This is a genomic window from Streptomyces polygonati, assembly GCF_042650325.1.
In the GTDB taxonomy this organism is placed as follows: Bacteria; Actinomycetota; Actinomycetes; order Streptomycetales; family Streptomycetaceae; genus Actinacidiphila; species Actinacidiphila polygonati.
The window spans coordinates 179,830-192,616 of the sequence record NZ_JBHSBB010000006.1 but is presented as its reverse complement, the minus strand read 5'-3'; the positions used below and the strand labels follow the sequence as shown (position 1 = coordinate 192,616).

Here is a 12,787-nt window from a genome sequence, read left to right as displayed (position 1 = left end):
TGGTCTCCAGGAAGCCGGGGGAGCGGCGGACAGGGGACGGCGGAGGGGGAGGCGAAGGGGAGGAGGCTCCGGGGCGGCGGGGCGCTCAGCCCTTGACGGCCCCGGCGGTCATCCCGGAGGTGACCCGCTTCTGCAGCAGCAGGAAGACCACCAGGACCGGCAGCATGAACAGCGTGGCGGCGGCCATCGTGGCGCCCCAGTCGGTGCCGAAGACATTGCTGAAGGAGGACAGCCACACCGGCAGGGTGCGCGCGTCCTGCCGGGTGATGATCAGCGTGTTGGCGAACGCGAACTCGTTCCAGGCCGTGATGAAGCCGAACAGCGAGGTGGACAGCAGTCCCGGCGCCAGCAGCGGGAAGGTGATCCGGCGGAAGGCCTGCGGCCGGGTGCAGCCGTCCACCTGGGCCGCCTCCTCCAGCTCCACCGGGATCGCGGCCAGGAACCCGCGCAGCGTCACGACGGTGAACGGCAGGGTGGTCATGAAGTAGATCAGGGTGAGTGTCGACAGCTTGTCGAGCATGTCGGCGTCCCGCGCGATCACGTACACCGGGATCAGCAGCGCCTCCCAGGGCGCCATCTGCGCGGTGAACACCAGCAGGATGAAGGCCCGCCGGCCGCGCCAGCGCATCCGCCCCACCGCGAACGCCGCGAGCAGCGCCACCACCAGGGACATCAGTACCGCGCCGAGCGTCACGGTCAGGCTGTTGCGCCAGAAGGTGGCGAAGCCGTCGGCGTGCACGGCGGTACGGAAGTGCGCCAGCGTCGGGTGCAGCGGCAGGAAGGACGGATGGTCGGACTGGATGTCCGAGGTCGGCTTCAGCGCCGTGATCAGCATCCAGTAGACCGGGAAGGCGGTCACGGCCACCGTCAGCAGCGCCGCCAGGTTCAGCGGCAGCCGCCGCAGGGATCTGCTTCTGCTTCGGGTAGCGGTACGGGCGCGGGGCGCGGGGGCGGGGCGTACGGTCGCGGTGGTCACAGCGCGCCCTCCTGGCGGAACATCCGGCGCAGGTTGAACACCAGCGCCCCGAGCAGGATCAGTACGGTCAGCGTGGACACCGCCGACCCGAGGTCGTACTTGTGCAGCGACTGGGCGATCTGGAAGGCGTAGATCGGCAGCGTGGTGGTCGCGCTGTTCGGGCCGCCCTGGCTGATCACCCAGATCTGGGAGAAGCACTTGAAGCACCAGATCACTTCGAGCGAGGTGATCAGCGCGAACAGCGGGCGCAGCATCGGGAAGGTGACCATCCGGAAGGTCTGCCATCCGCCGGCCCCGTCGATCCGCGCCGACTCGTACAACTCGGCCGGGACGGTGGTCAGTCCGCCGTAGAGGGTGAGCGCGGCGAAGGGCACCGACTGCCACACCACCAGGGCCACCAGGATGCCGAAGGTGGAACCGCCGTGCGCGAACCAGGTGTAGTCGCGGTAGGAGGTGAAACCCAGCCGCACCAGTAGCCAGTTGACCACTCCGAAGCGCGACTGGAAGAGCCACTGGAAGATGGTGGTGGCCGCGATCACCGGGGTGGCCCAGGTCAGCACCAGCGCGCTCATCACGGCCAGCCGCATCCGCCGGCCGAGCCGCGCCAGCATCAGCGCGATCAGCGTGCCCAGCAGCATGATCAGCGCCACATTCAGCGCGGTCCACCACAGGGTGCGCCGCACCACCGTCCAGAACTCCGGATCGCTCAGCACCGTGCGGTAGTTGGCGAAGCCGACCCAGGTCGCGCCGCCCCGGATCAGCTCGCCGAGACCGAAGTGCTGGAAGGACATCACGGTGTTGCGGACCAGCGGATAGGCCAGCAGGAACGCCGCGCCCAGCACGGTCGGGGCGATCAGCAGATACGGCCAGACCGCGGCGGCGATCCGGCGCGGGCGCGGGCGCCGGGCGGACGGCCCCGGGGGCGCGCCGGCGGCGGGCGCCCGGGAGGAGGCGGCGGGAGGGGCGGTGAGCACGGCGGACTCCTGCGGGGATTGGGCGGAGAGCGGGCGCGGATCGGGCGGCGAAGGACCGGAGGCTTCAGCAGGTGATCTCAGGACGCGGTGCCGGACGGCGTCAGGCTGTGGGGCTGGGACGCCGGGTCAGGACGCGGTGTTGAGCACCTTGGTGATCAGCTCCGAGGCGGTCTTCCCCGCGGCGTCCGGATCGGCCCCGGTCAGCACCTGCGTCATGTACTGCTTGATCGGGTTGTCGGCCTCGACGGCCGCCCAGTTGGCGGAGTTGGGGGTGGCATGGCCGTTGGCGGCGCCGACCGCCATCACCGAGGCACCCGGGTTGCCCGCCAACGCCCCGGCCAGGGACGTGCGGTTGGGGACGTAGCTCATCTCCTTGGCCATGTCCGTCTGCCACTTGGGGCCGGCCAGCGCCTTGACCACTTCGTAGGCGAGCGCCTGGTGCCGCGAGGCCTCGGGGATCACCAGGTCGGAGCCGCCGGTGAAGACCGCGCCGGGCCGGTCGGCGGTCTTGCCGGGGATGGGGAAGAAGCCGAGCTTGTCCTTCATCGCCGGGTTGGACTTGATGATCGCGTCGGCGCCGCCGGGCACCGAGATGATCTGCGCGCTCTTGCCCTTGGCGAACACATCGGCCTGGAGCGGCTTGGCCTCGTCGGAGTCCTTGGGTCCGTGGCCGAGCGCCTGGAGCTGCTTGTAGAACTCCATGCCCGCCTTGGCCTGCGGGGTGTCCAGCGTGCCCTTCCAGCTGCCGTCGCCGCCCTTGACCGCGAGGTCGCCGCCCTCGTCCCAGATGAAGCCGGCCAGCGCGTACCACGTCTGCCCGGGCAGATAGATGCCGTCGTCGCCGCCGGTGTCCAGTTTGGTGGTGTCCGTGATCCACTCGGCGCGGGTCTTGGGCGGGACGGTGATGCCGGCCCGGGCGAACAGGTCCTTGTTGTAGATCACCACCCGGTTGGCGGCGTACCAGGGGATGCCGTACTGCTTGCCGTCGATCTTCCCCGGGTCGGCCAGCCCCGGTATCCAGTCGGCCCCCTGGAGGTCGGTCACCTTGCCGCTGAGGTCCTCCACCCCGCCGCTGGCCGCGTACTGGGCGACCTGGGTGTTGCCCACCTCCATCACGTCCGGTGCGTCCTTGCTGGCCAGCGCGCTGGTGATCTTCTGGCCGATGCCGTCCCACTCCTGGATCTGGATGTCCAGGGTGGTGCCCTTGTGGGTGGCCTCGAAGTCGGCCTTGAAGCGGCTGAGGAAGTCGTCGGACATGCTGTCGCGCATGATCCACACGGTGAGTGCGGCGGGCTTGGCGGCGCCGGCCGCGGAGCCGGGCGAGCCGGAGGCGGCGGGGGCGGACGAGCCGCAGGCGGTCAGGCCGGCCAGGCAGGCGGCGAGGGCGAGTGCGGCGGCGGGGGCGTATCTGGATCTCATGGAGAAGTCACCTCGAAGGGGGCGGCGGAACTTACCACTTCACAACTGGTCTGGTACTGGTGAGAGAAGGTGGCATAGACCAGTGGGGGCGTCAAGAGTCCGCGCGTAGCGGGTTCCGCCGGTCGTATACGCCCTTGTCCCAAGGATATTGGGCGAAATTCCGGCATGAGGGAGGTGTTCGGGGCGGTGGACGAGGACAGGATGCCGGATCGCCACTGGTGAGGTGAGCAGGGGCTACTGGCGTACTGGTCACCCGATGGCTACCCTCGACTGGTCAGCACCGCAGCGGAAAGGGACACACGTCATGGACAGGGAACCGGCGCGCTCAGCACTGAAACGCGAACGGGTCCGCGATCATCTGATGGAGCTGGTGGAATCGGCGGCTCCCGGCGACCCGATCCCCTCCGAGCGCACCCTGTGCGAGCAACTCGGGGTCTCCCGGCCGACGTTGCGCTCCGCCGTCGATGAACTGGTCACCAACGGGCTGCTGATCCGCGAGCACGGCCGCGGCATGTTCGTCGCCCGCGCCAAGATCACCCAGGAGCTGGTGCCCGACGCGAGCGCGCACCGGCTGCCGCAGGCCTCGGGCAGCTGGGCCAGCCGCGTCCTGGAGCTGACCACCGTCCAGGCCGGCGCCCGGGTGGGCCGCAAACTGCGGATCTCGCCCGCCGCCGAGATCACCTACATCGCGCGGCTGCGGCTGGTCGACGGCGAACCCATGGCGATCGAGTATCTGCACGTCCCGGCCGACCTCGTACCCGGGCTGAGTCCGGCCGACATGGAGTCGGGCGACTTCTACGACGTGCTGCGCGACCGGCACGGGGTCCGGGTGCACGAGGCGGTGCAGTCCATCGAGCCCACCGTCACCAACGAGGAGGAGGCCCGGCTGATCGGCGTGCCCGTACTGTCCCCGGCGCTGCTCTTCGAACGCCTGACCAGGGACGACACCGGCCGTCCGGTGGAATACGTCCACTCCGTGTACCGCGGCGACCGCTACCGCATCGTCTCGCGTCTGTCCCTCGGCGACACCCCGGCCGACGGCTCGGCCCAGGCCGCCCGCTTCACCGGGGAACGCCACCACCCCGGGATCCCGCCGGGCGACCTCTCCGGCCGCGGCGACGTCCCGGCGCTGATGCTGGGGGACGTCCAGCCGGCGGAATGACGCGGCCGGGCGGGACCGGGCCGGATCGGGACGACCTGTGGCGTCACGCTGCGTTACGGTGGGCTGAGTGGCAAGGCTCCCCGGGTGTCCGCCGCTAGGGCGCCGAGGCCGCCGGCTGCTGCTGGTGCGGGGCGTGCGGGGCCGGTTCGATACGGGAGCCCAGGGGTTCGGCGGGCGCGGGAGCGGCCGCCCAGGTGGCCGGCTGGCGGGCGGTCAGTACCGGGTCGACGGTGAGATGGAGGGCGCCCAGCGGCTCCGCCATCCGGCGCAGCGCCGCCGCCGAGAGCCGGATCCACGGCTGGGCCGGGCCGAGCACCGATCGCAGTCGCTGGTCGCTGGTGAAGGCCACGGCCGTGCGGTTGCCGAAGGGGGTGCGCCAGAGCAGCACCACCGACCCCGCCGGTCCGCGCCTGATGGGTACGTACAGTGACCGTGTCACGGGTGCGGCGGATGTGGTGTCGCCGCCCCGAGGGGGGCCGGAAGCTGTGTCGATGGTCGGGGCGGCGGAACGTTCGCCGCCGGTCGGCTCGCCGGAGGCCGGCTGATGCTGGCTCACGTGCATGTGCCAACCGTAACCCGGATGGCGGGTACCGCACCCGTTGTGCCCAGCCCGTGGACGGTCGCGGGCCCGACGCCGGCCGCTGCCCGCCCGGCGGGCCCGGCCGCTGCGGCGTCCCCGGCGGGTGCGTCCTTGCTGCTGGCGGGGTGTCCGCGCCCCGGTACGGGACGGTTGGGCATGCTTGCGGCAGTCGGGCGGGGCCGCGCGTGCACTCCCCGGCCGCGTGCGCCGCGATGGGGGAAACACCGGTGAAATCCGCCCCGAACATGACCGACAGACGCCGCTCAGGGAGCGGGACGGTCAGCGACGGGGGCCGGGGAGGGGAAGTCGTAGCGGACGGCGGTCAGCGTCTGGGAGATCTCCCACAGCCGGGTCGCGGTGGGGCGGTGCCGGGCGCGGGGGGAGGGGGTCAGCAGGATCGGGGCGCCGCGCAGCGAGCCCCGGCCGCGGGGGGCGAGGAAGGTGCCGCCGGGCAGCCCCGGCAGCGTGGCCGCGCACAGGGTGGGCAGGGCGCCGGTGGCGGGGCGTACCGCGATCAGGGCGTTGGGCACCGCCAGCAGCGTCCGCAGCAGGGCCGGCTGACCGGTGGTGAGCAGCGAGGTCGCCACGTAGCCGGGGTGGACCGCGTACGCCCGCAGGGACAGCCCCGCGGCGCGCGAGCGGCGGTCCAGCTCGGCGGTGAACAGCAGGTTCGCCAGCTTGGAGTTGGCGTACGCCCGTACCCGCCCGTAGTGCCGCTTGGACTGGAGGTCGCGGAAGTCCAGCCGCCCCAGGGTGTGCAGGAGGCTGCTGACGGTGACCACCCGGGCCGCCGTCGCCGCGGCCAGCGCCGGCAGCAGCCGGCCGGTCAGCGCGAAGTGCCCGAGGTGATTCGTGCCGAACTGCGCCTCGAACCCGTCCGCCGTGGTCCGCCGCGGCGTCGCCATGATCCCGGCGTTGTTGACCAGCAGGTCCAGCGCCGGGTACTCGTCGAGGAAGCGATCGGCGAAGTCGCGTACCGACGACAGGTCCGCCAGGTCCAGCCGGTGCACGTCCACCCGGGAGCGGGGCGCGGCCTGCCGGATGTCGGCCGCCGCCGCGGCGCCGCGTCCGGTGCTGCGGACCGCGAGCACCACGTCTGCCCCGGCCCGCGCCAGCTCCCGGGCGGTCGCCAGACCCAGCCCGGTGTTGCCGCCGGTGACCACCGCCAGCCGCCCGCCGAGGCCGGGCATCCGGTGCACGCCCCAGTCCTCGGGTATCGGGTGGGCGATGGTGCCGAAGAGCGCTGCGTCGGTGCTGTCGGACGACATGACGGCCTCTCATGGACTACCGGGTCCGTGCCGTGATGATGCTGCTGGACCGGCCTCCGGCGGCCGGCCGCCGGTCACCGGGCGGAGCGGCGGCCGGAGAGCGCTGGTGGTCGTGCACGGGCGGTGCGATGTCCTGTGTTCAGGGTCGCCGCGCCGCCGGATCGATGTCAAGGTCCGCCCGATACCTGGCGTTTCCGCAACTCCAGCGCGGGGTCGGGCCGCTCGCCGTCAGCGCCTGGCCGCCGACGGTCCAGCCGACCCGCCAGCGGAAGGCCGCGGCATGCTGCCGGGGAGCCGCACTGCGCGGATCGAACTGCACGCAGCGGGACATGAAGACGTGCACCTGGACCGCCGCGCTCCGCAGCGGTGCCACATCGCCGAGTTCGCACCACAGGTCCGCGGGCGACTTCGCGTCCAGCCGGCCCAGGCAGCGGCCGTCGGCCGAACCCACGCTGTTGCCGTCCCGCCCGTCGTCCAGCAGTACCCGTACGTTGTCGGCCGTGACGCCGCCGGTGTTCACCACGGTGAGGGTGAAGTCGCCGTTCTCCTCCCGGGCCACCTGGCTGTCCACCGGGGTCACCCAGCCGTCCAGCGCCGCGGTCCCCCGGTCGTCGGGCCCGGGCGGCACCGGCAGGACGTGGATGTGCGGCGCCTTCGCCGAGGAGGAGTCCGCGGCGCCCAGCATCAGTCCGCAGGCGAGCGCGAGACAGCCGGAGAAGCGGACCAGCGCGCGCGGCAGCGCGCGGGATCGGGGACGTGACGGCAGCGACGTCATGACGGGCCTTCCGTGGGGGAGGGGTGAACGATCCCAGCAGCCTGCCGCGCCCGGTGCCCGCCGACGTGGAACCGGGCGGCGCGGGCCCGCCAAATGCACCCGCATGCCCGGCGCCGGGCCCCGGCCGCCTCCCGCTGCCGCTGTCACCCCAGCGCCAAACTTTCTCCCCGCATACGCGGACTTCCACCGATTCGGGGCAGAAGCACGGTGTGCGGGCAGCACAGACGGCCGCCCCGCCGGTGCGCACGGGGGTCGCGCACCGACGGGGCGGCTGTTCGGAGGGCGGGGGTCTCCGGGTTTCCCGTCCCCACGATGACCCGGAGACCGCGCCTCCCTTTCCCCGGGCGCCCTCCGCTCAAGGGCGGGACCGGGGAGTTCGGGGGAATCGCGGGATCTACATGTGGACGGCGGCCGGCGCGTCCTGGTCGGACTGGTCCATCCGGCCCGAGCGGAACATCAGCAGCGTCAGCACCGCGCCGACCGCGAAGAGCCCGGCCGACCACCAGTACGCCGTCGAATAGCTGTGCAACTGCGCCTGGGCGAGGGCCCCGGATGTGGCCTTCCTGGTCGCCAGGTAGCTGGTCGCCGCGCTCGCGGCGAGGGTGTTGAGCAGCGCGGTCCCGATCGAACCGCCCACCTGCTGCATGGTGTTGACCGCGGCCGAGGCCACGCCGGCGTCCTCCGCGCCGATCCCGCTGGTGGCCACGCTCATCGAGGCGGGCATCACCATGCCCAGGCCGAAGCCGGTCACCAGCAGCGGCGGCAGCACCGCCCCGGCGTAGGAGCTGTCCAGGCCGAGCACGGTCAGCCAGGCCATACCGCCGGCCGCCAGCGCCATACCGAGCGGCACGATCGGCCGGGGGCCGAACTTCGGCAGGAAGCTGTTGGTGACCAGCTGCGCGGAGACCATCAGGATGCCGATCATCGGCAGGAAGGCCAGACCGGTCTTGATCGGCGTGTAGTGCAGCGAGGACTGGAGGTAGTAGGTCAGGAACAGGAAGACGCCGAACATGCCGGCGCCGGAGATCGCCAGCGCGGTGAAGGCCGCGCCGCGGTTGCGGTCGAGCAGTACGCGCAGCGGCAGCAGCGGGTGCCGCGTCCTGGTCTGCCACCAGGTGAAGGCCGCCACCAGCAGTCCGCCGGCCAGCAGGAAGCCCCAGGTCTGCGGGGAGCCCCAGTGGTGGGTCTCGGCGTTGGAGAAGCCGTACACCACGCCGAACAGACCAGTGGTGACCAGGATCGTGCCCGGCAGGTCCAGCTTCGGCCGTTCGGCCGGGGCGCCCTTGCGCAGGAAGACCAGGGCACCGACGAAGGCCATCACGGCGAAGATCAGGTTGACGTAGAGCGTCCAGCGCCAGCTGAGGTGCTCGGTGAGCACACCGCCCAGCAGCAGGCCGACGCCGCCGCCCGCGCCGGCGATGGCGCCGTAGATGCCGAACGCCTTGGCGCGCTCCTTGGCATCGGTGAAGGTCGTGTTGAGCAGGGACAGCGCGGCCGGGGCGAGCATCGCGCCGAACAGGCCCTGCAGGGCGCGGCCGGTGACCAGCACCTCGAAGTTCTGCGCCGCGCCGGCCAGCGCGGAGGCGCCGGCGAAGCCGACGACGCCGACCAGGAAGACGATCCGGCGGCCGATCAGGTCGGCCAGCCGCCCGCCGAGCAGCAGCAGGCTGCCGAAGGCGAGCGAGTACGCGGTGACGATCCACTGCCGGTTGCCGTTGCTGAAGCCGAGTGCCTGCTGGGCCGAGGGCAGGGCGATGTTCACCACGGTCGCGTCGAGGACCACCATCAGCTGGGCCAGCGCGATGACGGCCAGCACCCACCAGCGGTGGTTGGGCCGCTCCGCCGGGCCGGCCGCCGGGAGGCTGTCGAGCGGGACCTTTTGAGTTGCCGGGCTGCCGAGATGCTCGTCGGCGGCGGAATGAGTCGACATGGGCGTGACTCCTGTAAGGGACGGATGATCCTCGGTAAGAACGAAACGGTTTCGTACTCGCTCGACCGTACGACGCGGGTTATCGAAACGCAAACGTTTCGTTGGATGGCGGGTGTGCGTCTCCTCACACGCCCACAGCTCAACCCTCCCGGGGATTTCAGGCGTCCTGGGACCCACCGGTCCGCCCCTCGCGCGACCCCTCGCCACCCGTCCGGCCGCCGCCGGAAGCCGGGCCTCGGGCCCGGTCGCGGGTCCGGCTACGACTCGGCGCGGCCGGTCACCGCGACCGTCACTCCCAGGCCGATCATCGCGATGCCCCCGGCGCCGCCGACCGCGCGCAGCCGGCGCGGCGAGCGGGCGAACCAGGAGCGGGCCGCCGAAGCGCCCACCGCCCACATGCTGTCGCAGACCAGCGCGATCGCGGTGAAGACCAGGCTGAGTACGAGCATCTGCTCGTGCACCCGGCCGGCCTCCCGGTCCACGAACTGCGGCAGCACCGCGGCGAAGAAGACCGTCGTCTTCGGGTTGCTCACCCCGACCACGAAGCCCTCCCACAGCGTCCGCACATCGCCGAGCGAGGCCGCCGCCGCTTCCGCCGCCGCGCCGTCCCCGGTCATCGTCAGCTCGCCCCGCCGCCGCCACGCCTTCACGCCCAGCAGGACCAGATAGCAGGCACCGGCCAGCTTGAGCGCGGTGAACACCACCACCGACCGGGTGACCACCTCGCCCAGGCCCACCGACACCAGGAGGGCCAGCGCGCAGGCCCCCACCGAATTGCCCAGCACACTGCCCAGCGCGGTCCGCCGCCCGTGCGCCAGCGCCCGGCCCAGCACGAACAGCACGCTGGGCCCGGGGATCAGTACCAGCACCAGCGACATCGCCGCGAATCCCAGCAGCCTGTCCACCGACACGACCATCACCTCTTCCAGGTCCCTCGGCGCTCACACCCGATGATTTCCCGGGAGCGTAGAACGAGGGCCGAGCCGTCCGCCGCCGCATTTCCCCGGTCGGCGGCGGCGTGGCTCAGGGCAGCAGCCCGGCCCGCCGGGCCGCGACCACCGCTTCGAGGCGGGTGTGCGCCCCCAGTTTGCGCATGGCGGAGCGCAGATAGCTCTTCACCGTCTCCGGGCGCAGCCGCAGCCGGGCCGCCGCCGCGGAGTTGGTCGCGCCGGAGGCGATGGAGGACAGCACGTCCAGTTCCCTCGGGGTCAGCTGGGCCGCGGGGCCCGGCAGGGCGGGCGCCGCGTCGGGTGCGGCGGCCGAGGCCAACCGGGCGCAGGCACTGAGCAGTTCCTGCCGCAGCCGGGGATCGGGGATGCGCAGCGCCAGCGCGCGCAGCTCCGTATGCGCCTCGCGGACCTCCTCCCAGGCGTGCGGGTCGGAGGTCGGCGGCGCCTGCGCGAAGGACAGCAGCCGGTGCGCCTCGTCCCGTACGGCCAGCGCCTGTTCCAGCTCCCGGGCCGCGTCCATCGCGATGTTCAGCGCCCGGTCGCCCAGCGCGTACGGCTGGCGCAGCGCCCCGTACAGCACCCCGCGCACCCGCCGGTGCACCACGACCGGGACGGCGAGCACCGAGCGCAGGCCCTCGACGGCGACCGCGGCGTCGTACTCGTGGCTGATGGTGCGGGAGGAGGTGTAGTCGGTGACCGCGAACGGCCGGCCCATCGCCAGCGTCTTGCCGCCGAGGCCGCTGCCGGTGACGATGCCCAGCCCGCGCAGTTCCTCGGTGGCGGTGCCGGACAGCTCGGAGATCCTGAACCGCCGCACGCCGTGGCCGGGCGGCTGGCCCGCCCCGCCGCCCCCGGCGCCGGGCACCAGTCCGCCGAACGCCACCGGCAGCATGCCGGAGCCGCGCATCCGCAGCAGCGCCGCCCTTACCTCGATGGCCTCGCCCCGCGCGTCCACCCGAACACCCTCCTTCGGCGTCCCTCATCCTCCTCACCCCCGTACGGGGGTAGTGAGACCCAGGTCACTACCGCACGATGCTACTTGGGGGTCCATCGATGAGGAGGGCACATGGCGCCATCGGAGGCGACCGGGGACTTCCGGGCCGCCCGGGACTTCCTGCTGCGGCACCGTGAGGACTATACGGCCGCCAGTGAAGGCTTCCGCTGGCCTCGTCCGGAGCACTTCAACTGGGCGCTGGACTGGTTCGACGTCATCGCCCGGGACAACGACCGGACCGCGCTGTGGATCGTGGAGGAGGACGGCTCACAGACCCGGATCTCCTTCCGGGAGATGGCCGAGCGTTCGTCCCGGGTCGCCAACTGGCTGCGCGAGCAGGGCGTACGGGCCGGCCACCGGGTGCTGCTGATGCTGGGCAACCAGGCCGAGCAGTGGGAGACCGTGCTCGCCCTGATGAAGCTGCGGGCCGTGGTCATCCCGGCCACCACGCTGCTCGGCCCGGCCGATCTGCGCGACCGGGTGGAGCGCGGCGAGGCCCGGCATGTCGTGGTGCGCGCCGCCGAGACCGCGAAGTTCGACGAGGTGCCCGGTGACTACACCCGGATCGCCGTCGGCGGCGCTGTCCCCGGCTGGCTGGCCTACGCGGCCGCGTACGACGCCGCGCCCGGCTTCACCCCCGAGGCGCCCACCCGCTCCGGCGACCCGCTGATGCTGTATTTCACCTCCGGCACCACCGCCAGGCCCAAGCTGGTCCAGCACACCCATGTCTCCTATCCCGTCGGGCACCTGGCCACCATGTACTGGATCGGGCTGCGGCCCGGTGACGTGCACCTCAACATCTCCTCTCCCGGGTGGGCCAAGCACGCCTGGTCGAGCCTGTTCGCGCCGTGGAACGCCGAGGCGACGGTGTTCGTGTACAACTACACGCGCTTCGACGCCGGCCGGCTGATGGCCGCGATGGAGCGGGCCGGGGTGACGAGCTTCTGCGCGCCGCCGACGGTGTGGCGGATGCTCATCCAGGCCGATCTGAGCGTGCTGCGCACCCCCCCGCGCGAGGTCGTCGCGGCCGGCGAACCGCTCAACCCCGAGGTGATCGAGCACGTCAAGCGGCTGTGGGGAGTGCTGATCAGGGACGGCTTCGGGCAGACCGAGACCGCCGTGCAGGTCGCCAACAGCCCCGGCCAGCTGGTGAAGGCCGGCTCCATGGGCCGCCCCACCCCCGGCTACACCGTCACCCTGATCGACCCGGTCAGCGGACAGCCCGGTGACGAGGGCGAGATCTGCCTCGACCTGAGCGGTCGGCCGGTCGGTCTGATGACCGGTTACGCGGGCGCGCCCGACCTCACCGAGCAGGCGATGGGCGGCGGTTACTACCGCACCGGCGACATCGGCCGCCGCGACGCCGACGGCTACATCACCTACATCGGGCGCTCCGACGACGTGTTCAAGTCCTCCGACTACAAGATCTCGCCGTTCGAGCTGGAGAGCGCGCTGCTGGAGCACGAGGCGGTCGCCGAGGCCGCGGTGGTGCCGGCCCCGGACGACCTGCGGCTGTCGGTCCCCAAGGCCTATGTGGTGCTGGCGCGGGGCTGGGCGCCGGACGGCGAGACCGCGAAGGCGATCTTCGCGCACTCCGGGTCGGTGCTGGCGCCGTACAAGCGGATCAGGCGGCTGGAGTTCGGCGAACTGCCCAAGACGGTCTCCGGGAAGATCCGGCGGATCGAGTTGCGCGAGGCGACCATGCGGGACGGCAGCAGGGAGTTCCATGAGGAGGACTACCGGTGACAGCGCGAATACC

General features: G+C 72.2%; 11 protein-coding genes. 2 read left to right on the top strand and 9 right to left on the bottom strand.

The features are described 5' to 3' along the window. Positions 1 to 85: 85 nt before the first annotated feature. From ACFO3J_RS06265 to ACFO3J_RS06255, 3 genes are all read right to left on the bottom strand, one after another. Entirely contained in the window at positions 86 to 976 is an 891-nt protein-coding gene (locus ACFO3J_RS06265) for a carbohydrate ABC transporter permease (RefSeq protein WP_386426907.1), read from the bottom strand. Further along, the gene (locus ACFO3J_RS06260) at positions 973 to 1,950 is read right to left on the bottom strand and encodes a carbohydrate ABC transporter permease (protein WP_386426905.1); all 978 of its coding nucleotides are present in this window, start codon (positions 1,948 to 1,950) and stop codon (positions 973 to 975) included. The genes ACFO3J_RS06265 and ACFO3J_RS06260 overlap by 4 nt, the downstream gene beginning before the upstream one ends. 126 nt (positions 1,951 to 2,076) lie before the next feature. Beyond that, positions 2,077 to 3,369 carry an extracellular solute-binding protein gene (locus tag ACFO3J_RS06255; protein ID WP_386426903.1) on the bottom strand — a complete coding sequence of 431 codons (1,293 nt, stop codon included), beginning with the start codon at positions 3,367 to 3,369 and terminating at the stop codon, positions 2,077 to 2,079. Between the two features lie 304 nt (positions 3,370 to 3,673). On the opposite strand from ACFO3J_RS06255, the gene ACFO3J_RS06250 reads away from it, so the two are divergent. Continuing rightward, positions 3,674 to 4,531: a GntR family transcriptional regulator gene (locus ACFO3J_RS06250; RefSeq protein ID WP_386426901.1), complete on the top strand. Its 858-nt coding sequence runs from the start codon at positions 3,674 to 3,676 to the stop codon at positions 4,529 to 4,531. A 94-nt stretch (positions 4,532 to 4,625) separates the two neighbouring features. Here the strand turns inward: ACFO3J_RS06250 and ACFO3J_RS06245 are convergent, their stop codons facing one another. From ACFO3J_RS06245 to ACFO3J_RS06220, 6 genes are all read right to left on the bottom strand, one after another. Continuing rightward, positions 4,626 to 5,093 (bottom strand): SAV_915 family protein, encoded by a 468-nt coding sequence (locus ACFO3J_RS06245; protein WP_386426899.1) that lies wholly within the window; start codon positions 5,091 to 5,093, stop codon positions 4,626 to 4,628. A gap of 281 nt (positions 5,094 to 5,374) precedes the next feature. After that, positions 5,375 to 6,379, bottom strand: coding sequence for an oxidoreductase (locus tag ACFO3J_RS06240; RefSeq protein ID WP_386426898.1), 1,005 nt, complete (start codon positions 6,377 to 6,379; stop codon positions 5,375 to 5,377). Between the two features lie 139 nt (positions 6,380 to 6,518). Next, positions 6,519 to 7,154: a hypothetical protein gene (locus tag ACFO3J_RS06235; RefSeq protein ID WP_386426896.1), complete on the bottom strand. Its 636-nt coding sequence runs from the start codon at positions 7,152 to 7,154 to the stop codon at positions 6,519 to 6,521. 394 nt (positions 7,155 to 7,548) lie between these two features. Further along, a complete protein-coding gene (locus tag ACFO3J_RS06230; RefSeq protein ID WP_386426894.1) occupies positions 7,549 to 9,084 on the bottom strand; it encodes a DHA2 family efflux MFS transporter permease subunit in 1,536 nt (511 codons plus the stop codon). A 257-nt stretch (positions 9,085 to 9,341) separates the two neighbouring features. Beyond that, positions 9,342 to 10,001 (bottom strand): LysE family translocator, encoded by a 660-nt coding sequence (locus ACFO3J_RS06225; RefSeq protein ID WP_386426893.1) that lies wholly within the window; start codon positions 9,999 to 10,001, stop codon positions 9,342 to 9,344. A gap of 106 nt (positions 10,002 to 10,107) precedes the next feature. Then, positions 10,108 to 10,941: a helix-turn-helix transcriptional regulator gene (locus tag ACFO3J_RS06220; protein ID WP_386426943.1), complete on the bottom strand. Its 834-nt coding sequence runs from the start codon at positions 10,939 to 10,941 to the stop codon at positions 10,108 to 10,110. Between the two features lie 159 nt (positions 10,942 to 11,100). On the opposite strand from ACFO3J_RS06220, the gene ACFO3J_RS06215 reads away from it, so the two are divergent. Continuing rightward, positions 11,101 to 12,774, top strand: a complete 1,674-nt coding sequence (locus ACFO3J_RS06215) for an AMP-binding protein (RefSeq protein ID WP_386426892.1) — start codon at positions 11,101 to 11,103, stop codon at positions 12,772 to 12,774. Positions 12,775 to 12,787: the final 13 nt, after the last annotated feature.